This is a genomic window from Rhizobium mayense, from assembly GCF_030272705.1.
In the GTDB taxonomy this organism is placed as follows: Bacteria; Pseudomonadota; Alphaproteobacteria; order Rhizobiales; family Rhizobiaceae; genus Rhizobium; species Rhizobium mayense.
Map to the genome: position 1 here is coordinate 121,093 of NZ_JARFYM010000033.1, position 20,890 is coordinate 141,982.

Genomic DNA, 20,890 nt, shown 5'->3' on the forward strand with positions numbered 1-20,890 from the left:
AGCGACGGCTAAATCAAGCGCTCGTTGCTTCCTCTTCCGTCTTGCGCCCCTTGAATCCCTTCGCCAGCAGGAACATCTCCACGGATTCAGCCCTGGATGCGCCTGGCTTCACATGGATGACCTGCCGGAAATTCTGCTTCAGCAGCGTCAGCAGGTCGCGTTCCGTACCGCCCTGGAAGGTCTTAGCGAGGAAATGTCCGCCTTCGCCAAGGACCTCGACAGCAAAATGCGCGGCGACCTCGCAGAGATGCATGGTTCGCAGGTGATCGGTGCGCTGATGGCCGGTCGTCGGTGCGGCCATATCCGAAATCACCAGATCGGGCGTGCCGCCGACGGCATCGATCAGCCGCCGCGGTGCGTCCGGATCGAGAAAGTCGAGCTGCAGGATCGTGACGCCCGGAAGCGGCGCCATTTCCAGGAAGTCGATGGCCGCAACACGGATGTCCTCTTCCGTCGACCCGGTGACCTTAGCGGCGATCTGCGACCAGCTTCCCGGCGCGGCGCCAAGATCGATGATGCGGCGGGCGCCCTTGAGGATATGGTGCTTCTCGTCAATCTCCAGCAGCTTGAAGGCGGCACGCGCACGGTAGCCCTCAAGCTGAGCGCGCTGCACATAGGGATCGTTGATATGCCGCTCCAGCCATTGCCGCGAGGAGGCCTTCAGTTTCTTTTTCTTCACCCGCTGGCCGAGCTTGCGGCCGGTGCGGTTGCCGGCGATCGTTGGCTTGGTCATGCCTGCGGCCCCTTTGTGTCCTTTGGTCGATGGCCGCGGCGCGAGCGGCCGCGCCGCCACACACCGTCATCCGCCATCATGTCGGTAAGCAGTCCTTCGCGCAGGCCGCGATCGGCAACGCGCATGCGCGGGCTAGGCCAGCGGCGGCGGATCGCCTCGAGAATGGCACAGCCCGCCAATACGAGATCGGCGCGGTCCGGCCCGATGCAGGGGTTGGACGCGCGACCGGCAAAGTCCCAGGAAAGCAGCTTCGCCTGCATTGCCGTCACTTCGTCGTCGGACAGCCAGACGCCATCGACGCGGCGCCGGTCGTAACGCGGCAGATCGAGATGGACGCCGGCAAGTGTCGTCACGGTGCCGGACGTGCCGATCAGATGGAAATCGCTGCTGTCGCGGGCAGCCCCCTGTACCGGAGGGCAATCGAAGCGTTCGAGCATGCCTGCGACCTCGCGCACCATGGTCTCGAACAGTTCCGGCGTCACGTCGCGGCCGCCATGGCGTTCTGAGAGCGTCACGACGCCAACCGGCAGCGAGGTCCAATGCGTGATGTGATTGGCAAGCCGACTGGAGCGGTTTTCGCCAATGCGGATGACAGCGATTTCCGAAGAGCCGCCGCCGATATCGAAGAGCACAACCGAGCGCGCCTCGGGACCGACCAGCGACGAGCATCCCGAGACGGCAAGCCGCGCCTCCGTCTCGCGATCAATGATTTCGAGCCGCAGGCCGGTCTCTTCCGTGACACGGGCGAGGAAGGTCTCGCCATTTTCCGCCGCACGGCAGGCTTCGGTTGCGATCAGCCGCATACGGCGGATCTCGCGGGTCTTCAGCTTGCCGGCGCAGATGCGCAGGGCCTCGACAGCGCGGTCCATGGCATCGCTTGAGAGCCGGCCGCTGGCGCCAAGCCCCTCGCCAAGACGGACGATGCGGGAAAACGCGTCAACGACGCGGAACTGGCCGGGACGTGTCGGCTGCGCGATCAGCAGGCGGCAGTTGTTGGTGCCGAGATCGAGCGCCGCGTAGAGATCGACCGGACGAGAATCGCCATCGGCGTGATGATGCGGCGCTTGGCCGTCGCGGCGTTGCGGCGAATACCGATCAGGATGATGATCATTGTGAGCGGGAGCACGTTCTGCCTCGACATTAGCGGCGGGGGCGACGATCTGTGGCGTCTTTTCATGCACCAGCGGGCGGCCCTGCAGACCGCGCTTACTGCGGTGCTTGCGTCTGTTCTTGCCATTCTTGTGCGACGGCGCATGGCCGTGCTCAGCTGCGGCGCGCTGCTCCTGCGCGGCGGAAGCCTGTTGCTGTTGTGCTGGGGAAGCATGCTGCGCGCCATCATGCGCTCCGCCGTGAGAACGGCGGCGGCGCTTGCGCTTCTTGGCCGGAGAACCGGCGTCGTTATCTATTGGGCGTATCGCCACCGGACTGGACGTACCGGTCTGGTTGGCCTCCGCAGAATAAGCGTTCGGGCGGGCGTGACCGCCACGCTTACGCTTAGCGCGCCGGGAGGATTTACCCTTCCTGCGCTCTGCTACCGACGCCCCGTCTGCCTGCGGCATTTTGCCGCTGTCGGGGTCACTCACGTATCTTTTCCACCGCGCCGCGCAAGGCCGAGAGGCATGCTGCAGGCGCTCGTTTGATTTTCGTTGGGTGGAGAATATCAGGAGGATGAGTTTTCGCCAAATTCTTTTTGAATTGGACGATTTGCGGGAGTTAACCCCTCCCGTTGGAGAGAAGGCTCAATCTCAAACCGCCAGGCTTTCCCGAACACTATCCGCCAGCGTCTTCATCCGGTCGATCGGCGAATGGCCGATCAGCATGAAGGCGTGGGTGGCATTCGACCAGTAGACGACGTTCAAGCCGCGGCGGTTTTCCATGTCTGGCGCCGAAGCGCCCTGGTTCGAGGGAATGATGCAAAGCGCCATCGGTCCGCTTTCGGGATCGAGATAGGCGATCTGCGCCAAAGGTTTGCTGTCATAATTCAGGACCTGGGCGCGTTTGAAATCGACGCCCGGTATCGCGACAGTTTCGGGCGTCAGTGCGAGGCCCAGTTTCGAGCCGACTTCGCTCAATTGCGCGGCCTGCTCAGCATGATCGCCGGCCGGCGCGCTCAGCGTGTCCGGCGTATAGAGCGAAAGATATTCGGCGACCACGGCGCGCCACTCGTTCCCCTCGTCCGGCTTGGCAAGACGATGGCTGATGCCGATCGCGGCGCGGTCGATGGCGATGCCCACGACCAGGCAGGCAGCGATCGCCGAGAGGAAGCCGCGGCGGCTGATACCGGAAACGGCCCTGTTCTGCTCCGTTGCGGAATTCTGCTCCTTTGTGGAAGGGATGGCGGCAAGCATGGCGTCCAGCTTGGCGCTTGGGGCGGCGGCAAGCATGGGTTCGAATGCCTCACGGAAAGGCAGATCGCTGCGCGACAGGAAATCGAAGCGCTCCGCCACTCGGGCATCGCCAGCGATCAGCTTTTCTATGCTGTCGCGCTCGGCCGTCTCCAACTCGCCGTCGATATAGGCGGTGAGCAGCTCGTCCGAAGGCATATTGTTCTTTTCCACTTCACTCATTTCCATTCCCCAGTCGCCCACCCCCAGAACGCCGCGCGCCGTCTACCGATCCCGTGCCGTCGGCAAGCTTTGCACGCGCCGCCGCCAACCGGCTCATCACCGTTCCGATCGGCACATCCAAAACCTCGGCCACTTCGCGATAGGACAGCCCTTCGACATAGGCGAGGAATATCGCGGTGCGCTGCGCTTCCGGCAGCGCCTGTACCTGCTTAAGTACCTGGCCGGCCAGAATATGCGTTTCCGTCTGGCGCGCGCCGTCGAAGACCAACGTCTCGTCGGCATCGACAAAACCTTGACCCATGCGCACCCGGCGCGAACGGATCTCGTTCAGCCAGATCGAGTGCAGGATCGAAAACAACCATCGATCGAGCCGCGTGCCGGCTGCGAACTGATCAGCCCGTTCCAGCGCTCTGACGCAAGTCGCCTGCACCAGGTCATCCGCGACGTCGCGTTGGCGCGACAGCACCACGGCATAGCGCCAGAGCCGCGTCAGATGCTGCGACAGACCCGCCCTGATATCCTCTTCGCTGGCTATGGCACCCTCCGCGAGGTTCGCGTTTTTGGGAATCGCCGGTCTCGCCGGCGGTTCCGATTTTACCCGACTATAAGCAGAAATTGTGGAATGAGCGACTGACACTCGGATATCCCTCTCAATGCTGACTGCTTATAGCGACCATCTCCGGTCCGCCGCGGATATCAGAGGCTCGACGGATGCTGGATGGCCTGGTTCAGGTCCTGGTATTCCTCGCAGGTAGTGTTGCCGCAGAGCGTCTTGATCGTGCTCAACTGATCCTTGGCGAGGTCGATCTGACCCTTGATGACATAGGCTTCGCCGAGATATTCGCGAACCAAAGAATACTTCGGGTCCATTGCGACGGACTTCAGGTAATAGGAAATACCTTCATCCGTGCGGCCGAGCTTGCGTGTGGCGTAGCCGCGATAGTTCAGCGCTTCCGCCGTGTTCGGATTTTGCATGGTGTCGAGAACTTCCAACGCTTCTTCATAGCGGTGGTCCTTCTTGGCGAGCGAATAAGCATAGTCGGCGCGGTTCTCGTCGGTGATATTGGCGCCCTGCTGCTTTACGCATTTCTTCGTCTTGTTGTCGTAGATCTCGCCTTTCCTGCAGGTCGGCGTCGTGCTCGAATTGTCGCCGGCCGCGAAGACGGGAACGGCAAAAGCGCCGAGGACGAGGCCGGCGCCGAGGGCGACGGAGGCAAGGCGGAAAGCGGTAGTCGTCATGGGATTGCTCCTTGGCAAATGAACGTTGCGATGGGAGAACACGCCATCCGTTCATTTTATTCGGAGCCATCGGATATTTTCCTTGCGTTTGTCCTTGCCACCTGCCGTCACTCTTTCGTGACTGAATAACTCCTGATGCTGGCGTGTTTTCACCTATGTACCCGCCGAGGGTCGCAAGGAGAAACAAGTGACCGATACCGTCAAGCTTCTCAGTCTGGCCGTCGCGACGCCCGACAACGTCATCTATCAATCGGAGGCTGCCGAGACCGCCGGACGGCTGTTTTCCGATCGTTTCCGCGATTTCAAGCATCTTGCCGGGGTGTTCGAAAACGCCGGCATCCGCAAGCGTTACGTCGCTCGCCCGCTCTCCTGGTTCGAACAGTCGCATGGCTGGCAGGATCGCATGGAAGCCTATGCCGAGGTTGCAAGCCAACTTTTCCTGAACACCGCTAGGAATGCGCTGATACGTGCCGGTCTCGTAGCCGAAGAGGTCGATTGCATCGTCACAGTGTCGTCGACCGGCGTTACAACACCGAGCTTGGAGGCAAGGCTTGCGCGCGAGATGGGCTTCCGCTCCGATATCGAGCGCGTACCGGTCTTCGGCCTTGGCTGCGCGGCCGGCGTTTCGGGCCTTGGCATCGCCTCGCGCATGGCCAAGAGCCGTCCGGGCGCCGTTGTGCTCTTCGTGGCCATCGAACTCTGCTCGCTCGCCTTCCGGCTGGACGAACTCACGCGGCCCAACATCATCGCGACGGCACTGTTTGGCGATGGCGCGGCCGCCTGCATCCTGCGCACCGGCAAGGGTGGTCTCGCGGAGATCGAATCGACAGGCGAGCATCTCTTTCCCGACTCGCTTGACATCATGGGCTGGAAGATCGACGACACCGGCTTCGGCATCATCCTGAACCAATCGCTGCCGCCCTTTGCCGAAGCGAATATCAAGCCCGCCGTCGCCGGCATTCTCGAACGCGCTGGCCTGACGATAGCGGATGTCGACCGCTTCATCTGCCATCCCGGCGGCACCAGGGTGCTGGTAGCGCTGGAGACCGCCTTCGGGCTCGAACCCGGCTCGCTGGACATCGAACGCGAGGTGGTCCGCGACTACGGCAACATGTCGTCGCCGACCGTGCTCTTCGTGCTGGAGCGTGCGATTATCGATGGCCTGCCTCCGCGTTCGGCCCTGATTGCCATGGGCCCCGGCTTTACGGCCAGTTGCGTCACGCTGAAGAGGGCCGCCGTCTGATGTTTTGGCCGTCGATCGCGCTTCTGGCCTTCGTCACCCTGCAACGGCTGGTCGAACTGGTGCATGCGCGGCGCAATACCGCCGCTCTTCTTGCGCGCGGCGCCCGGGAGATCGCTCCGGGGCACTACCCCTATCTAGTGGCGATGCACGCGACCTGGCTCATCGGCCTGTGGCTTCTCGCCACGGGCCGACCGATCAATCCTGTCTGGTTCGCCATCTTCGCCGTGCTGCAAGGCTTACGCGTCTGGGTGCTGGCGACGCTGAAGGGGCGCTGGACAACGCGGATCATCGTGCTGCCGGGCGCAGCCTTGGTGACGAGCGGACCCTACCGCTTCTTCAGCCATCCGAACTATGCGGTGGTTGTCGGCGAGATCGCCGCCTTGCCGCTCGCCTTCGGTCTGCCGCTTTACGCCTTGCTCTTTTCGCTGCTCAACGCCGCCATTCTCACCGTGCGTATTCGCGCCGAAAATACGGCTTTGAGACAGGCCATGGCCTGATTGCATTTTTCATTTGCGCCGCAGCATTTTGGCAGGCATTTTCGCTGCTTGAAGCATGCCCCCAATAAACGGGAACCCGTTTTTGGATAAGGTCATGCGCAGATAAAAGAAGCATGCGGATAGCAGGGAACATGACAAAAGACGCAATCGTGCTCGGCGCAGGCATTGTCGGCGTATCGACGGCCATCCACCTCCAGCGGCGCGGGCGCCAAGTCACCCTCGTCGACCGCAAAGCCCCCGGTGAGGAGACCTCGTTTGGCAATGCCGGGCTGATCCAACGCGAGGGCGTCGTACCCTACGGTTTTCCGCAGCAGTTCGGCCTTCTTCTCCGCTATGCCTTCAACAACCGCATCGACGCACATTATCATCTGCGCGCGCTGCCGGGGCAGATCGCCTTCCTTGCCCGCTACTGGTGGAATTCCAATACCAAGCGACATGAGATGATCTCGCGCGCCTACGCGCCGCTAATCGAGCATTCCATCAGCGAGCACAACGACCTGATAGAAGCTTCGCACGCCGAGGAATTGATCCGCAAAAACGGCTGGATGGAGATTTTCCGCACGGACGAGAAACGCGATGCGGAATTTGCCGAGGCCGAGCGTCTGAACCGGGAGTTCGGGGTCACCTATGAGGCGCTGACCGGCACCGACATCGCAACAATGGAGCCGCATATCAACGGCAGGTTCTCCGGCGGCCTGCGCTGGCGCGATCCCTGGTCAGTGCTCGATCCGCATGGGCTGATCACTGCCTACCGCAACTACTTCGAAAGCATTGGCGGGCGTTTCGTAACGGGTGACGCAGCCTCGCTCGGCCGATCCGGCTCGAATTGGAAAATGGTGACGTCGGAAGGCTCGATCGAGGCCGAAGATGCCGTTGTCGCCCTCGGCCCCTGGGCCGATCTCGTGACGAAGCGTCTCGGCTATGCTTTTCCGCTGGGCGTCAAACGCGGCTATCACATGCATTACGCCGCCGAGGGCAATGCCATCCTCAACAATTGGACGCTGGATGCCGAACGCGGCTATTTCCTGGCGCCAATGAACCGCGGCATCAGGCTGACGACGGGCGCGGAATTTGCCCTACGCGACGCGCCGAAGACACCGATCCAGCTTGATCGCGCAGAAGCCGTCGCCCGGACCGTCTTTCCGCTCGGCGAGCGACTTGATCCGGAGCCATGGATGGGCGCCCGCCCTTGCACGCCGGACATGATGCCGATCATCGGCAAGGCGCCGCGCCACAACGGCCTATGGTTCGCCTTCGGCCACGCCCATCACGGCCTGACGCTCGGGCCCGTGACCGGGCGCGTGCTCGCTGAGCTGATTACCGGCGAAAAGCCGTTGATCGACATCTCGGCTTACGCACCGGATCGGTTCGCGCCCTGACATTTCAGGGCATCAACGGATCTCGTCGAGACCCTTGAGCGCGGCCTCGACAATGCCGTCGACCGTGTCATCGATGCCAACGGTTACCACGCTGGGTTCGCCGGTCGGTACTTCCAGCGTCTGCAGCTGGCTTTCCAAAAGTGACGCCGGCATGAAATGGCCCTTGCGCTCGCCCATGCGCTTGGTCAACAGCTCCTTCGAGCCGTCGAGATAGACGAAATAGAGGTGTCCGCCGGCGGCAGCCCGCAGACGCTCGCGATAAATGCGCTTCAAAGCCGAGCAGGACACGGCGATCGCTTCGCCTTTCGCCAGGCTCTCGGCGATCTGCTGGCCGATACGGTCGAGCCAAGGCCACCGATCCTCATCCGTCAGCGGGATGCCCTTGCTCATCTTCTCGACATTGGCCGCGGGATGCAGCGCGTCGCCTTCGACAAAATGGATGCCAAGCTTGGCCGCGATACCTTCGCCGATCGAGGATTTGCCGCTGCCGCTTACGCCCATGATGATGATGGCGATGGGCGTCTTGGATATTTCACTCATGTTGTTTCTGCCTTGAATCATGGCCGACAATGACATTCAGGCGGATTCCACCTCTGATGCACCCGATTGCCTGGCCCCTCGCCCTAACCTCTCCCCGTAAACGGGGCGAGGGAACGACGGAGCAAGCCAATCGTCGTCGAGAACTAGGACAGAGCCTGTTCTACGCAAGACCGGTCCCCTTCTCCCCGCGTGCGGGAAGAGGGTTGGCGTGAAGGAGGCAGGGCAGAAAGGCGCGGCAAAGCCGGATCTGCCCGATTGCAACCTGGATCAATCCAACGGAAAGAAACAGGAGAATTTATGCGTGCCCTCGCCCAGCAATTCCGGCGCCACCTGCCGGCACTTGTCCTGCGCGCGCCAGCAACGCGGGTTGAAGTGGCAGCCGATCGGCGGATTGAGAGGGGACGGCAATTCGCCCTGCAGGCGGATGCGATTCTTCTCGCGTTCGGGATCGGCAATCGGCGTCGCCGACAATAGGGCGGCCGTATAGGGATGGCGCGGACGGGCAAAAACCTCTTCGGCAGTGCCGGTCTCGACCGGGCGGCCGAGATACATCACCATCACATCGTCGGCGATGTGGCGAACGACCGACAGACCATGCGAGATGAAGAGATAGGCAAGCCCCATCTCTTTCTGCAGATCCATCAAAAGGTTCAGCACCTGGGCCTGGATCGACAGGTCGAGCGCGGAGACCGGCTCGTCGAGCACCAGCACCTTCGGCCGCAGCATCAGCGCACGGGCGATGGCGATACGCTGGCGCTGTCCGCCGGAGAACATGTGCGGATAGCGGTCATAATGTTCCGGACGCAGGCCAACGCGTGCCATCATCTCTTCCGCCTTGCGGCGGCGCGTGGCGGCATCGTCGTCCGTGTTGATCTTCAGCGGCTCTTCGAGGATGGAGCCGACCTTCTGGCGCGGATTGAGCGAGCCATAAGGATTCTGGAAGACGATCTGTACGGCGCTGCGCAAGCTGCGGTCGCCAAGCTTCGCCGGCTTGCCGTCGATCAGCAATTCGCCGGCGGTTGGATCTTCGATCATCGTCACCAGGCGGGCGAGCGTCGACTTGCCGCAACCGGATTCACCGACGACTGCAAGCGTGCGGCCGGATTGCAGGCTGAAGCTGACGCCGTTCAGTGCCTTGACGGTGGCCTCCGGTTTGAAGGCGCCGCGCTTGACAGTGTAGAAACGGGCGAGATCGCGCCCCTCGAGAACAGCGCCCGTCATTAAAGGCCTCCTGCTGCTTGCGTGGCGACAAGGCCGGGATGACCGAGCGGCTTGCCGTGTTCCAGCGGATAGTTGCAGAGCGTTACGCCGAGCTCGACGCCCTGGCGCCTGACGCCGCGATCGCATTCCGGCGTCGCAAACGAGCAGCGCGGTGCGAAGAGACACCCCGAAGGGCGATCATGCTGACCGGGTACGACACCGGCGATCGACGGCAGGCGCTCGCCGACCACGGCACGCTCCGGCAGAGCCGAAAGGAGGGCAGCCGTATAAGGATGATGTGGATCGCGGAACAGTTCCTTCACGGGCTGCTCCTCGACCTTCTGGCCTGCATATTGCACCTGAACGCGCTCGGCCGTTTCGGCCACCACGCCCATGTCGTGAGTGATGAGCACCAGCGCCATGCCCTGCTCTTTCTGCAGGCGCACGAGCAGATCGAGGATCTGTGCCTGAATGGTCACGTCGAGTGCGGTGGTCGGTTCGTCGGCGATCAGAAGCTTCGGATTGCAGGCCAGCGCCATGGCGATCATGACACGCTGGCTCATGCCGCCAGACATCTGGTGCGGGAAGTTCGACAGGCGATCTTCAGGCGCCGGAATGCCGACAAGGTTCAAAAGCTCGATCGAACGCTCGCGGCGTGCCTTGCGGTCGAGACCCATGTGGATGCGCAGAGTTTCGCCGAGCTGGAAGCCGACCGTGAAGCACGGATTGAGGCTCGACATCGGCTCCTGGAATATCATCGCCATGTCCTTGCCGATGATCTTGCGGCGCTGGCGGGACGAGATGCCGCGCAGATCCTTGCCGTCGAACGTCATGCGGTCAGCCGTGATCTTCGCCGTCCAGGGTAGAAGCCCCATCATGGCGAGCATGGAGACCGACTTGCCGGAGCCGGATTCGCCGACGATCGAGAGAATTTCCCCCTTGTCGCAGGTGAGCGATACGCCGTCGACCGCCCGGAACAGGCCGGATGCAGTCTGGAATTCAACGGTGAGATTTTCAATATCGAGAAGCGGCATCATGACCTCTTCAGCTTCGGGTCAAAGGCATCGCGCAGGCCGTCGCCCATCAGATTGATGGCGAGAACCGTGACCAGGATGCAGAGACCGGGAAAAGTGACGAGCCAAGGGTTGCTCTGGAAGAATTCGCGCGAATCCGCCAGCATCGTGCCCCATTCCGGCGTCGGCGGTTGCGCGCCCTGGCCGAGAAAGCCGAGGGCGGCGGCATCGAGGATGGCGGCCGAGAAGGCGAGCGTCGCCTGCACGATGAGCGGCCCCAGGCAATTCGGCAGGATGGTCTTGAACATCAGGCGCAGCGGCCCGGCGCCGGAGACGCGCGAGGCGATGACATATTCCTTGTCACGCTCGGCAAGGACCGAGGCGCGCGTCAGGCGGACGAAATGCGGCTGGTTGACGATGGAGATCGCGATCATGGCGTTGGTCAGGCCAGGCCCCAGGATCGCCACCAGCACGAGAGCCAGAAGCAGCGAGGGGACGGCAAGGATGATATCCATGATTCGCATGATGATCGTATCGGTACGACCGCGGACATAACCGGCGACAAGGCCGATCAGGACGCCGGCGAGCGCCGAAAGCGAAGCAACCACCAGGCCGATGAACAGCGAGAACCGCGTTCCATAGATCAGGCGCGAAAGAAGGTCGCGGCCATTGGCGTCGGTGCCAAGGAGAAAGCTGCTGTTGCTGCCTTCTGCCCAGGCGGGCGGCAGGCGTTGCATGGCGCTGCCATAAGCGGTGTCGGGATCATGCGGGGCGACCACACCGGCAAATATTGCCAGGAACAGGACGAAAAGGAAGACCGCCAGCCCGATGACGGCGCCCTTGTTGCGCGAGAAATAATACCAGAACTCCGCAATAGCGGAGGGGCGGTCGGATTTGAGACTTACCGTGCTCATGGGCCGCTCCTAGTGACGAATACGTGGATTGATGAAGCCGTAGAGCAGGTCGACGGCGAGATTGACGAGCATGACGATGCCCGCGATCAGCAGCAGACCGCCCTGCACCACAGGATAATCGCGCTTGAAGACAGCGTCGATCATCCATTTGCCAATGCCTGGCCAGGAAAAGATGCTTTCCGTCAGAATGGCGCCGCCGAGCAGCACGCCGACCTGCAGGCCGATGGTGGTGACCACCGGGATCATGGCATTGCGCAGCGCATGCACGGAGACGACGCGCAGCGGCGCGAGGCCTTTGGAGCGGGCGGTGCGGACATAATCTTCGCCGAGAACTTCCAGCATAGCCGAGCGTGTCTGCCGCGCAATGACGGCAAGCGGAATGGTGCCCAGCACGACAGTCGGCAGGATCAGCGAATTGAGGGCGGAAGCGAAGGCGCCCTTCTGGCCGGACAGGAGACTGTCGATCAGCATGAAGCCGGTAATCGGCTTGAAGAAATAGATGAGCCCGATGCGGCCTGAAACCGGCGTCCAATGCAGATAGCCGTTGAAAACGATGATCAGCAGCAAGCCCCACCAGAAGATCGGCATGGAGTAGCCGACAAGCGCAACACCCATCACGCTCTGATCGAACCACGTGCCGCGCTTGACGGCGGCAAAAACGCCGGCCGGGATGCCAAGACAGATCGCCAGGATCATGGCGCAGATCGACAGTTCCAGCGTTGCCGGGAAGAAGGTCAGAAAGTCGGTCAGCACATCGCGCTTGGTGGTGATCGAAGTGCCGAGATCGCCGTGCAGCGCGTTCCAGATGTAGTGGCCGTATTGCACGATCAGCGGCTGGTCATAGCCGAGATCATGGGAGATCTGGGCATGGCGTTCCGGCGACATCACGCGCTCGCCCGACAACAGCATGACGGGATCGCCCGGAAGCAGGCGGATGAAGGAGAAAGCGACGATCGAAACGCCGAGAAACGTCGGAATCAGCACCGCAAGGCGGCTGAAGAGAAAGCGCAACATGGCAGATATCCAAAGTTTTCCGGCGGTCAGGCATATTGCCTGACCGCCGGTTTCACCCGGCTTTCGACCGGGTATCTCAGAATGTGTCCATTATTCGGCGATATCAACGCCATCGAAGCGGTGAACGCCGACCGGATCCTGCACGAAGCCAGAAACCTTGGCGCTCATCGGAACGAACTCCTCGGAATGGTCGATGGTCATCCACGGAGCTTCGCGCTTGAAGACGACCTGTGCCTGTTCATAGAGCTTGGTGCGCTCCTGGAGGTCGGAAGTCTGCTTGGCCTTCTTCACGAGATCGTTGAATTCCTTGTTGCACCACTGAGCGCGGTTGTTACCACCGACTGCGTCGCAGCCGAGCAGCGTGTCAAGGAAGTTGTCCGGATCGCCGTTGTCGCCGGTCCAGCCGAGGATGGCCGCGCCATCGCGGTCCTTGGCGGAGGAGAGCTTCAGATACTGGGCCCAGTCATAAGTGACGATCTCGACCTTTACGCCGATCTTGGCGAGGTCAGCCTGCATCAGCTCGGCGGCGCGACGTGCGTTCAGCATGTACGGACGCGAAACCGGCATCGCCCAGATCTTCATGCTGAGATCCTTGACGCCGGCCTTTTCGAGCATCTTCTTGGCTTCTTCCGGATTGAAAGCGTCGTCCTTGATGTCCTTGTTGTAGGACCACATGGTCGGCGGGATCGGGTTGGTGGCAACTGAGCCAGAACCCTGGAAGACAGCGTCAACGATTGCGCGCTTATCCACGGCCATGTTCAGCGCCCGGCGCACTTCGGCCTTGTCGAAGGGGGCGACCAGCGTGTTGTAGGCGAGATAGGAGACGTTCAGGCCCGGCTGTTCGAGAACCTTCAGGCTCTTGTCGGTCTGAAGATCCTTGATGTCGGCGGCATTCGGATAAGGCATGATCTGGCATTCGCCGGACTTCAGCTTCTGCGCGCGAACCGATGCGTCCGGTGTGATCGCGAAGACGAGATCGTCGATCTTTTCCTTGCCCTTGAAGTAGGTCTCATTCGCCTTGTAGCGGATGACCGCGTCAGGCTGATAGGCGACGAAGGTGAACGGACCAGTGCCGAGCGGCTGTTGGTTCAGCTGTTCCATCTTGCCGTCGGCCTGCAGCTTGTCGGCATATTCCTTCGACAGGATCGAAGCGAAGTCCATGGCGAGGTCGGCGATGAACGGCGCTTCCGGATGGTTCAGCACGAACTTGACCGTGAGGTCATCGACCTTGTCGACCGACTTGATGAGGGTCGGGAAGCCCATGCCTGCGGCATATTCATAGGAGCCGCCGGCGACGTACTTGGCCCACGGGCTGTCTTCCTTGAGCTGGCGGCTGAACGAGAAGACGACGTCGTCGGCATTGAGATCGCGCGTCGGGGTGAAGTAGTCGGTGGTCTGGAACTTCACGCCCTTGCGGAGCTTGAAGGTGTATTCCTTGCCGTCGGGGGAAACCGTCCAGCTTTCGGCGAGGCCCGGTTCAACTTCGGTGCTGCCGTGCTTGAACTCGACGAGGCGGCTGTAGACCGTACGCGAAGAGGCATCGAAGGTGGTGCCGGCGGTATAAATTCCCGGATCGAAACCTTCCGGCGAACCCTCCGAGCAATAGACAAGCGTTTTGGACCAGGCGGACGTTGCCATGACCGAAGTCAAGGCAGTCACTGCCAACAGGACAGAGATCTTTTTCATGATATCGTTTCCCAGGTTTGTTCTTCTTTTGAAACCGTGGTTCCCCATAGGTTCCCATCCGGATCGCGCCGATGGAACGCTATTTAATGTGTGAAAGCAACACGCGCCGCCTAAAATTTTTCCAAATTTTGGAGTTTGGAAATTTTCAGACAAAAATGGTCCTGGATTGGTAACATTCTATCGAAATCGCGTCCCTTTTAGACGCAATTGGGATAATTTTACCCTTGCCTCTTCGAAAATACTAATTGTTTGCCGCGGGATTACCTTACGTCACAAACAAAAATCCGCGGACACTTCAAAGCGACCGCGGATGAAAAACTGCGCAAATTTAGGGGTCAGGCTGCCGGTGCCGCGATCGCCGGCTTCTTGGCGATCGCCCTGCGATCGTCGTCGGTCAGACCGAGCAGGAAATTGATCTGCGGACGGGCCTTGACGAGGTCGTCGATGGAATATTCCGTCAGCACGTCGAAGAAGGCATTGAGCGCCTTGCGCAGCGCCGAATTCAGTCCGCAACTATCGACCAGCGGGCATTCGACGACGCCCTCCTCGAAGCATTCGGCCATCGCGAAACTATCTTCGGTCACCCGGACGACGTCGAACAGGCTGATATCGGTCGCCGGCTTGCCGAGACGCACGCCGCCATTGCGGCCACGCACGGTTTCAACAAGGCCGGCCTTGGTCAGCGGCTGCAAAATTTTGAACAAAAACAGCTCGGAAACACCATAAGCTTTGGCGATTTCCGGGATACGACTCAAGTGGCCTTCATTGGCGGCGCAATACATGAGCATGCGCACTGCGTAGTTGGTCTGCTTGGTCAAGCGCATGCCGATCTCCTGGAATCAAGGCCGCATAGGACGGTTCCACTGGTATATAGTGCCTTTCGTAGTTTTGAACAATTCCAAAAGATGAAAATCACATTCACGTTATTCTGATGGGTATCGGCCATCAGTCGGGTTTCGGCAAATGCGTATCGGTCGCTCCCTGCCCCACCAAGATCCCTGGCGTAATCGAGGATAGCCTGCTTGCGCTCCAGCGTACCCGGATGGGTCGACAGCATGCTGGTCTCGGAATGATCGTCGATTCCGATAAGCCGCTAGCACCGAGAGTCAGGTCGCGGAAACCCAGACCGCCATCTCGCAGCCGCCCGGCTCGCGGAAATGAAAGCGCCGGCCACCAGGAAAGTTGAAGGCCGGACGCGTGACCACGCCGCCGGCGAGTTCGACGGCACGCTGCGCCGCTTCCAGATCCGTCGTGCGCACCACAGGCAGCGGCGCGTCGGTGGCCTCTGCTGCGTTGCCCTGGATGCCGGCGTCGATGCCGGCCGCTTCGATGGCGTGATAAGTCGGCCCATAGCTGACGAAGCTCCAGTCGAAAGCTTCCTCGAAAAAGCGCCGGGTCTTCAACCCGTCGGTCGATGGAAACTCGAGATAGTCGATCTGATAGGTCGCGGACATCGCACCGTCCTCCGGTTGTTCTTGTTTTGTTCTAAGACAAAACGCACCCTCCCGCAAGATGACTCCGCAGAAAATAACCGCAACAAAAAACCGCCGCCCAATCTGCATTGAGCGGCGCTGCGTATCAGGCGATATCGACGAACATCACTTCATCGTCGGCATGACGAATTCGGCACCGTCCTTGATGCCGGACGGCCAGCGGGCGGTGATCGTCTTGGTGCGGGTCCAGAACTTGATCGAATCCGTGCCGTGCTGGTTGAGATCGCCGAAGCTCGAGGACTTCCAGCCACCGAAGGAGTGGTAAGCGAGCGGAACCGGGATCGGTACGTTGACGCCGATCATGCCGATGTTGATGCGCGAGGCGAAATCGCGCGCCGCATCGCCGTCGCGGGTATAGATGGCAACGCCATTGCCATATTCATGCTTCATCGGCAGGTCGAGCGCCTCTTCATAATTCTTGGCGCGGACGACCGAGAGAACAGGCCCGAAGATTTCGGTCTTGTAGATATCCATGTCAGGTTTGACATGGTCGAACAGGCTGCCGCCGACGAAATAGCCGTCCTCATATCCCTGCAGCTTGAAGCCACGGCCGTCGACGACGAGCTTGGCGCCCTCTTCTACGCCGCGGTCGATCAGGCTGTTGACGCGGTTGTAGGCGTCCTTGGTGACGAGCGGGCCCATATCGGCCTTATCATCGGTGTAGGGACCGATGCGCAGCGACTCGATCTTCGGTACCAGCTTGTCGACCAGGCGATTGGCCGTGTCTTCACCAACCGGAACGGCGACGGAAATTGCCATGCAACGCTCGCCGGCCGAACCGTAGCCCGCACCCATCAGGGCGTTGACGGCCTGATCCATGTCGGCGTCCGGCATGATGATCATATGGTTCTTGGCGCCGCCGAAGCATTGTGCGCGCTTGCCGTTCATCGCAGCCGTGCCGTAGACATAGCGGGCGATCGGCGTGGAGCCGACGAAGGTAACGGCGGCGATATCCGGATCGGTCAGTATGGCGTCGACGGCAGCCTTGTCGCCATTGACGACGTTGAGGATACCCGCCGGCAGACCGGCTTCGATCATCAGTTCGGCAAGACGGATCGGCACGGACGGGTCGCGCTCGGATGGCTTCAGGATGAAGGCGTTGCCGCAGGCGATCGCCGGCGCAAACATCCACATCGGGATCATCGCCGGGAAATTGAACGGCGTGATGCCGGCGCCGACACCGACCGGCTGGCGGATGGAATACATGTCGATCGCCGGGCCGGCGCCCTCGGTGAACTCACCTTTCTGCAGATGCGGAATGCCGCAGACGAATTCGCAGACTTCAAGACCGCGGACGACATCGCCCTTGGAGTCCTCGACAGTCTTGCCATGCTCACTGGAGAGCATCGTCGCCAGCTCGTCCATATGCTGGTTCAAAAGTTCGACGAACTTGAAGAAAACGCGGGCGCGGCGCTGCGGGTTGGTGGCGGCCCATTTCGGCTGCGCGGCCTTGGCGTTTTCGACGGCGGCGCGGATGTCGGCGACATCGGCGAGCGCGACCGTTGCCTGAACTTCGCCGGTTGCCGGATTGTAGACGTTGCTCGTGCGGCCGCTAGTGCCGGCGACGTGCTTACCGCCGATGAAATGACCGATCTCACGCATGGATTTGCCTCCTCGTTTTCTGGAATGAATGCAGGATGGCACTTCAATTTGCACAAATCAATGAGCTGTTATAAGCAACCGTTGTGCAGAAATTGAAGTCCGGGATGGGCATATGGATTGGGACGATGTCCGAATGTTCCTTGCTGTTGCCCGCACAGGACAGATCCTGGCGGCGTCGAAACGGCTTGGGGTCAACCACGCGACGCTCTCCCGGCGGGTGACGACGCTGGAGGAGCGGCTGAAGACGCGGCTGCTCGTGCGCCGCACCAATGGCTGCGAGCTCACGGCAGAAGGCGAAATCTTCGTACACGCGGCCGAGCGCATGGAAACCGAGATGCTGCGCGCCCAGGCGAGCGTCGGCCATCTCGACAGCGCCATCACCGGCACGGTGCGCATCGGCGCACCCGATGGCTTCGGCGTCTCCTTCCTTGCGCCCCGGTTGGGACGGCTGATCGCGCGGTATCCGGAACTGCGCATCCAGCTCGTGCCGGTGCCGCGCTCCTTCTCGCTGTCGCAGCGCGAGGCCGATATCGCCATCACGCTGGAACGACCGGAACAGGGTCGCCTGGTCTCGTCCAAGCTGACGGACTATACGCTCGGCCTTTACGCTTCGAAGGACTATCTCGACCAGGCAGGCTTGCCCGATAGCATCGAAGCGCTGAAATTGCACCCGCGCGTCGGCTATGTCGAAGACCTGATCTTTACCGCCTCGCTGAATTTTTCCGGCGAGATCATGCGCAGCTGGGACGCGTCATTCGAAATTTCGACCGCAATCGGCCAGACGGAAGCGGTGCGCTCCGGCGCCGGCATCGGCATCCTGCACGACTACATCGCCCGGCAATATCCGGAACTGACCCGCATCCTTCCCGATATATCGATCAAACGCGCCTATTGGACCATCTATCACGAAAGCGCCCGCGATCTGGTGCGGGTGCGCACAGTCGCGGACTTTCTGCAGGAGTTGGTGAGCGAGGAAAGGCGGATGTTTTTGTGAAGCGATGTGAGACCCTAGGCGTGCTTCGGCGGATCTTCATTCTCGTCGGGATTGGGGACGGGCATCTCGTCCGGCAGCCTGTCGGGATCCGGCTCCTTTATCGGCGGCTCCGGTGTCCAGCCGGGACCGGGCATCGGTGGCTTCTCGGGAATCGGCTCGCGTGGCACGGACATGGGCAGTTCCTTCCGGTTTGTTGTTGATCTTGGGGAACGGTCGGGAGCAAGCACGGTTCCACAGGAAATCCTGTCAGCCGTCCGGCGGTGCTGCCACGATCGTGTCACGGAACGCGTTCTAAGAACGTCTCCGGCGCGCCCAAGAGGCGCGCGGCACGCCTTCCAGGTGACCGACGCTGGACAAGCACCTGCGATCTTCTAATTATTTGAGAACACCAAGGGAGTTGAACCATGAGCGAGAAAAAGAAAAAGCAATCGGAGCTGACCGAAAAAGAAATCAAGGAACAGGACGACTATCTCGAGGAAGCGCTTGAGGAGACCTTTCCGGCGAGCGACCCGATTTCGCCGGGACATGTCACAAAGAAGCCCGCGGATAAGAAATAGACCGCGGCCGATAGCGCGTTGACCCAGCACGCCCTAAGCGTAGGCGACCGGCGCGGAATGTCCGCACCGACGGAGACAAGCGCCGGACAGCGTCGGGACAACCAGAAACTTTCTGATTTTTGTGGAAATGGTACGGTTGGGTGGTCTCGAACCACCGACCTCAGGTGCCACAAACCTGCGCTCTAACCAACTGAGCTACAACCGCACATGCCGCGTTGCCGCGGGAACGGGGGTCACATACGAGGACTTTGAAATTATTTCAAGTCCTATCTCCCCGCAATATGAAAAAGGCTGGGTACGACGCCTTGACCACGATGCATCCCCGCATCCGGACGAAGGCGCGAAAGGGCGTTCTGGCACCCTGAAACTAAAACGTCCCGCTTTCAGTGTTTTCAGCTGGAAGCGGGACGTTGGCCTTGGGAGGCTTCTGGAAATTAAGCAGCCTTGAAGGAGGACATGGCCTTTTCAGCAGCGTCCTTGGCCGGCTTTGCCAGCTTTTCGGCGACCTTCTTGGTGGTTTCCTGGATGGACTTGGCCTGCTCGACGGTCACTTCAGCCTGCTTGCGGATGAAGGAGGTCTGCAGTTCGAAGAGTTCGGCGACGGACTTGACGCGAAGCAGGGCTTCCATGTGCGCCAGCGAGCTTTCGGCATTGGTGCGCAGAACGTCGATGGCCTTGAGGCCGATTTCCACGGTGCCGGCCTGGGCGGTCTGGACAGTGGCTTCAACGGTCTTGCCGGCTTCTTCAGCAGCCGTCTTCATCTTAGCGAAGGCTTCCTTGGACTGTGCAGCGCCCTTTTCCGCGAAGTCGCGGAAGGATTCAGAGAGCTTGGACGGGTCGAATGCAGCCGTTGAAAAAACGTCGTCTTTCTTTACAGTAGCCATGCTTGCGCTCCTATGTGGGCCCTACTCGGAGGCGCCCTCGGTGAATTGGATGAGCTTTATATAATATAAATTATTGTGCATTGCAACATCTTTGTGCGATGCACAACGCATTAACCCTGCCAGTCAAAAACCTGGCCCTTCGCTGGACCTGAAACCGGGGCGCCGTTATTAATAAAGCGTTAAAGCAAGAGAGGCGATCACGCCCGCAAAGCAGGTCGGAACATGCCCGCAATTCAGTACCCATTCATTGACATTGCCGTGCACCCCCGCGTTCGGGAGCGTTTTGCGCGCGGCGAAGCCCTGGTGCTGTTTGCGACCGGCATGGACCGCGTGCTTTGGGCCAATGGCGCCGGCGCCAATCTCTTCGGCTACGATGTCATCTATGATTTCTTGGACCAGGGGCCGAAAGCCGGCGACGTGTCTTTCCGTCAGATCGAAGCGACGGCACGCGGACTTGGTGCCGTCGGCGACCAGCGCACCTTTCTGATCCGCATGGCCTCGGGCTTCCAGCGCGCAGTCGTCAATGCCTCGGTTGAAATCATCCGGGTGCAGGCAGGCGAAGAGGCGATCCTGTTTTCGTCGCCGGTCTCCTCCAAGCCGCTCGCGGCAGCCGAGAGCGCCAAGCGGATGATCGACGGTTTCGACGATCCCGATACGCATATGGCCGTGATCGGGCGCGACGGCGAGGTCATCGCCGCTTCCGCACGCTTCGATACGCTTGGTGTCACGCCGCAGACCGCGAGGATGCTGACGACCATGGCAGGCGCGCAGGCGGAGCGGCTGATCAAGCGGCCGATCCCGACTGGCCATGGCTATCTGCCCGCCGCCGTCGGCAAGCTGTCGGAAATCCCTGCATTGCATCTGCTCTTCGTCGTCGAGACCGTAGCCGGTCATCTCGATCCGACGGAAAGCCTTGGTCCCGGCGCGGCTGCTGCCGCGGCGGTCGAGCCGGAAGCGGAAGAGGCGCGGAAGGAGCTCGAAACTGCCGCGGCAGAGGAAACGCCTGTTCGCGAGGCGGCACCTATCGCGGAGGCGCCCTCTCCTGATGTCATCGACGCGGTGGCGGATATAGAAGAGGTCGAGGATGCGCCGGAGAATTCTGCCGCCAGCCACGAAGAGACACATCCGCAGTCCGACGCTGCCGGCAAAGATATCGATGCGCTGGTGATGATGGACAGCGCGACGCCGGAACAGATCGAGGCGGCTGCGCATGCCGACGAGCTTGTACCGGACGTCGATGACGATCTTCAGCCAAGCCTGGGAGAAGGGCCGGTGGATCATGCGGACACAACCGCCGAACCGCCCGCGGCCAAGGCCGTCGCCCCCGCCCCTACC

At 61.0% G+C, this 20,890-nt stretch carries 20 protein-coding genes, 1 tRNA gene and 2 pseudogenes; 6 read left to right on the forward strand and 17 right to left on the reverse strand.

Annotated features, from left to right (window positions below; all coding sequences use genetic code 11):
- Positions 1 to 13: 13 nt before the first annotated feature.
- The 5 genes from PY649_RS28385 to PY649_RS28405 form a co-directional block, all read right to left on the reverse strand.
- Positions 14 to 733 (reverse strand): RlmE family RNA methyltransferase, encoded by a 720-nt coding sequence (locus PY649_RS28385; protein WP_285872233.1) that lies wholly within the window; start codon positions 731 to 733, stop codon positions 14 to 16.
- On the reverse strand, positions 730 to 2,316 hold the full coding sequence (locus tag PY649_RS28390; protein WP_285872234.1) for a Ppx/GppA phosphatase family protein: 1,587 nt from the start codon (positions 2,314 to 2,316) through the stop codon (positions 730 to 732). Before PY649_RS28390 ends, PY649_RS28385 begins: the two co-directional genes overlap by 4 nt.
- A 162-nt stretch (positions 2,317 to 2,478) precedes the next feature.
- A complete protein-coding gene (locus PY649_RS28395) occupies positions 2,479 to 3,276 on the reverse strand; it encodes an anti-sigma factor family protein (protein WP_432761422.1) in 798 nt (265 codons plus the stop codon).
- 16 nt (positions 3,277 to 3,292) lie between these two features.
- On the reverse strand, positions 3,293 to 3,937 hold the full coding sequence (locus PY649_RS28400) for an RNA polymerase sigma factor (protein ID WP_285872236.1): 645 nt from the start codon (positions 3,935 to 3,937) through the stop codon (positions 3,293 to 3,295).
- Between the two features lie 59 nt (positions 3,938 to 3,996).
- Positions 3,997 to 4,539 carry a tetratricopeptide repeat protein gene (locus tag PY649_RS28405; protein ID WP_285872237.1) on the reverse strand — a complete coding sequence of 181 codons (543 nt, stop codon included), beginning with the start codon at positions 4,537 to 4,539 and terminating at the stop codon, positions 3,997 to 3,999.
- A gap of 184 nt (positions 4,540 to 4,723) precedes the next feature.
- Here PY649_RS28405 and PY649_RS28410 point away from each other — a divergent pair.
- The 3 genes and pseudogenes from PY649_RS28410 to PY649_RS28420 form a co-directional block, all read left to right on the forward strand.
- Positions 4,724 to 5,782 (forward strand): annotated as a pseudogene (locus PY649_RS28410) (type III polyketide synthase); the annotation flags it as partial.
- On the forward strand, positions 5,782 to 6,279 hold the full coding sequence (locus PY649_RS28415) for an isoprenylcysteine carboxyl methyltransferase family protein (RefSeq protein ID WP_285872238.1): 498 nt from the start codon (positions 5,782 to 5,784) through the stop codon (positions 6,277 to 6,279). The pseudogene PY649_RS28410 and the gene PY649_RS28415, both read left to right, overlap by 1 nt.
- Positions 6,280 to 6,410: 131 nt before the next feature.
- Positions 6,411 to 7,658, forward strand: a complete 1,248-nt coding sequence (locus PY649_RS28420) for an NAD(P)/FAD-dependent oxidoreductase (protein WP_285872239.1) — start codon at positions 6,411 to 6,413, stop codon at positions 7,656 to 7,658.
- Positions 7,659 to 7,670: 12 nt separating this feature from the next.
- Here the strand turns inward: PY649_RS28420 and PY649_RS28425 are convergent, their stop codons facing one another.
- The 9 genes from PY649_RS28425 to PY649_RS28465 form a co-directional block, all read right to left on the reverse strand.
- Entirely contained in the window at positions 7,671 to 8,198 is a 528-nt protein-coding gene (locus PY649_RS28425) for a gluconokinase (protein ID WP_285872240.1), read from the reverse strand.
- Between the two features lie 267 nt (positions 8,199 to 8,465).
- Positions 8,466 to 9,419: a peptide ABC transporter ATP-binding protein gene (locus PY649_RS28430; RefSeq protein WP_285872241.1), complete on the reverse strand. Its 954-nt coding sequence runs from the start codon at positions 9,417 to 9,419 to the stop codon at positions 8,466 to 8,468.
- Positions 9,419 to 10,432: an ABC transporter ATP-binding protein gene (locus PY649_RS28435; RefSeq protein ID WP_285872242.1), complete on the reverse strand. Its 1,014-nt coding sequence runs from the start codon at positions 10,430 to 10,432 to the stop codon at positions 9,419 to 9,421. The genes PY649_RS28430 and PY649_RS28435 overlap by 1 nt, the downstream gene beginning before the upstream one ends.
- Positions 10,432 to 11,325, reverse strand: a complete 894-nt coding sequence (locus PY649_RS28440; protein WP_285872243.1) for an ABC transporter permease subunit — start codon at positions 11,323 to 11,325, stop codon at positions 10,432 to 10,434. Before PY649_RS28440 ends, PY649_RS28435 begins: the two co-directional genes overlap by 1 nt.
- Positions 11,326 to 11,334: 9 nt before the next feature.
- Entirely contained in the window at positions 11,335 to 12,339 is a 1,005-nt protein-coding gene (locus PY649_RS28445) for an ABC transporter permease subunit (protein WP_285872244.1), read from the reverse strand.
- Between the two features lie 90 nt (positions 12,340 to 12,429).
- Entirely contained in the window at positions 12,430 to 14,025 is a 1,596-nt protein-coding gene (locus PY649_RS28450; protein ID WP_285872245.1) for an ABC transporter substrate-binding protein, read from the reverse strand.
- A 335-nt stretch (positions 14,026 to 14,360) separates the two neighbouring features.
- Positions 14,361 to 14,849, reverse strand: a complete 489-nt coding sequence (rirA, locus tag PY649_RS28455) for an iron-responsive transcriptional regulator RirA (protein ID WP_285872246.1) — start codon at positions 14,847 to 14,849, stop codon at positions 14,361 to 14,363.
- A gap of 282 nt (positions 14,850 to 15,131) precedes the next feature.
- Positions 15,132 to 15,479, reverse strand: coding sequence for a VOC family protein (locus PY649_RS28460; RefSeq protein WP_285872247.1), 348 nt, complete (start codon positions 15,477 to 15,479; stop codon positions 15,132 to 15,134).
- A gap of 144 nt (positions 15,480 to 15,623) precedes the next feature.
- Positions 15,624 to 17,120 carry a CoA-acylating methylmalonate-semialdehyde dehydrogenase gene (locus PY649_RS28465; RefSeq protein ID WP_285872248.1) on the reverse strand — a complete coding sequence of 499 codons (1,497 nt, stop codon included), beginning with the start codon at positions 17,118 to 17,120 and terminating at the stop codon, positions 15,624 to 15,626.
- 112 nt (positions 17,121 to 17,232) lie between these two features.
- On the opposite strand from PY649_RS28465, the gene PY649_RS28470 reads away from it, so the two are divergent.
- Positions 17,233 to 18,114, forward strand: coding sequence for a LysR family transcriptional regulator (locus tag PY649_RS28470; RefSeq protein WP_285872249.1), 882 nt, complete (start codon positions 17,233 to 17,235; stop codon positions 18,112 to 18,114).
- Positions 18,115 to 18,128: 14 nt separating this feature from the next.
- Here the strand turns inward: PY649_RS28470 and PY649_RS28475 are convergent, their stop codons facing one another.
- The gene (locus PY649_RS28475; RefSeq protein WP_285872250.1) at positions 18,129 to 18,287 is read right to left on the reverse strand and encodes a hypothetical protein; all 159 of its coding nucleotides are present in this window, start codon (positions 18,285 to 18,287) and stop codon (positions 18,129 to 18,131) included.
- Positions 18,288 to 18,518: 231 nt separating this feature from the next.
- Here PY649_RS28475 and PY649_RS28480 point away from each other — a divergent pair, with 231 nt between their 5' ends.
- On the forward strand, positions 18,519 to 18,671 hold the full coding sequence (locus PY649_RS28480) for a hypothetical protein (protein WP_285872251.1): 153 nt from the start codon (positions 18,519 to 18,521) through the stop codon (positions 18,669 to 18,671).
- Positions 18,672 to 18,799: 128 nt separating this feature from the next.
- On the opposite strand, the gene PY649_RS28485 is transcribed toward PY649_RS28480, so the two are convergent.
- Both PY649_RS28485 and PY649_RS28490 read right to left on the reverse strand, forming a co-directional pair.
- A tRNA-His gene (locus PY649_RS28485) sits at positions 18,800 to 18,876 on the reverse strand.
- Positions 18,877 to 19,105: 229 nt separating this feature from the next.
- Positions 19,106 to 19,555, reverse strand: a complete 450-nt coding sequence (locus PY649_RS28490) for a phasin (protein WP_133708489.1) — start codon at positions 19,553 to 19,555, stop codon at positions 19,106 to 19,108.
- 222 nt (positions 19,556 to 19,777) lie between these two features.
- Here PY649_RS28490 and PY649_RS28495 point away from each other — a divergent pair.
- A pseudogene (locus PY649_RS28495) lies at positions 19,778 to 20,890 on the forward strand (PAS domain-containing sensor histidine kinase); the annotation flags it as partial.

Excerpts from the sequence above, each read along its gene's own strand:
- PY649_RS28415 (WP_285872238.1), top strand. The coding sequence starts at position 5,782 with ATGTTTTGGCCGTCGATCGCGCTTCTGGCCTTCGTCACCCTGCAACGG.
- PY649_RS28385 (WP_285872233.1), bottom strand. The coding sequence starts at position 733 with ATGACCAAGCCAACGATCGCCGGCAACCGCACCGGCCGCAAGCTCGGC.
- PY649_RS28460 (WP_285872247.1), bottom strand. The coding sequence starts at position 15,479 with ATGTCCGCGACCTATCAGATCGACTATCTCGAGTTTCCATCGACCGAC.
- PY649_RS28480 (WP_285872251.1), top strand. The coding sequence starts at position 18,519 with ATGAGCGAGAAAAAGAAAAAGCAATCGGAGCTGACCGAAAAAGAAATC.
- PY649_RS28430 (WP_285872241.1), bottom strand. The coding sequence starts at position 9,419 with ATGACGGGCGCTGTTCTCGAGGGGCGCGATCTCGCCCGTTTCTACACT.
- PY649_RS28420 (WP_285872239.1), top strand. The coding sequence starts at position 6,411 with ATGACAAAAGACGCAATCGTGCTCGGCGCAGGCATTGTCGGCGTATCG.
- PY649_RS28405 (WP_285872237.1), bottom strand. The coding sequence starts at position 4,539 with ATGACGACTACCGCTTTCCGCCTTGCCTCCGTCGCCCTCGGCGCCGGC.
- PY649_RS28465 (WP_285872248.1), bottom strand. The coding sequence starts at position 17,120 with ATGCGTGAGATCGGTCATTTCATCGGCGGTAAGCACGTCGCCGGCACT.
- PY649_RS28395 (WP_432761422.1), bottom strand. The coding sequence starts at position 3,276 with ATGCCTTCGGACGAGCTGCTCACCGCCTATATCGACGGCGAGTTGGAG.
- PY649_RS28440 (WP_285872243.1), bottom strand. The coding sequence starts at position 11,325 with ATGAGCACGGTAAGTCTCAAATCCGACCGCCCCTCCGCTATTGCGGAG.
- PY649_RS28445 (WP_285872244.1), bottom strand. The coding sequence starts at position 12,339 with ATGTTGCGCTTTCTCTTCAGCCGCCTTGCGGTGCTGATTCCGACGTTT.
- PY649_RS28475 (WP_285872250.1), bottom strand. The coding sequence starts at position 18,287 with ATGTCCGTGCCACGCGAGCCGATTCCCGAGAAGCCACCGATGCCCGGT.
- PY649_RS28470 (WP_285872249.1), top strand. The coding sequence starts at position 17,233 with ATGGATTGGGACGATGTCCGAATGTTCCTTGCTGTTGCCCGCACAGGA.
- rirA (WP_285872246.1), bottom strand. The coding sequence starts at position 14,849 with ATGCGCTTGACCAAGCAGACCAACTACGCAGTGCGCATGCTCATGTAT.
- PY649_RS28435 (WP_285872242.1), bottom strand. The coding sequence starts at position 10,432 with ATGCCGCTTCTCGATATTGAAAATCTCACCGTTGAATTCCAGACTGCA.
- PY649_RS28490 (WP_133708489.1), bottom strand. The coding sequence starts at position 19,555 with ATGGCTACTGTAAAGAAAGACGACGTTTTTTCAACGGCTGCATTCGAC.
- PY649_RS28450 (WP_285872245.1), bottom strand. The coding sequence starts at position 14,025 with ATGAAAAAGATCTCTGTCCTGTTGGCAGTGACTGCCTTGACTTCGGTC.
- PY649_RS28425 (WP_285872240.1), bottom strand. The coding sequence starts at position 8,198 with ATGAGTGAAATATCCAAGACGCCCATCGCCATCATCATCATGGGCGTA.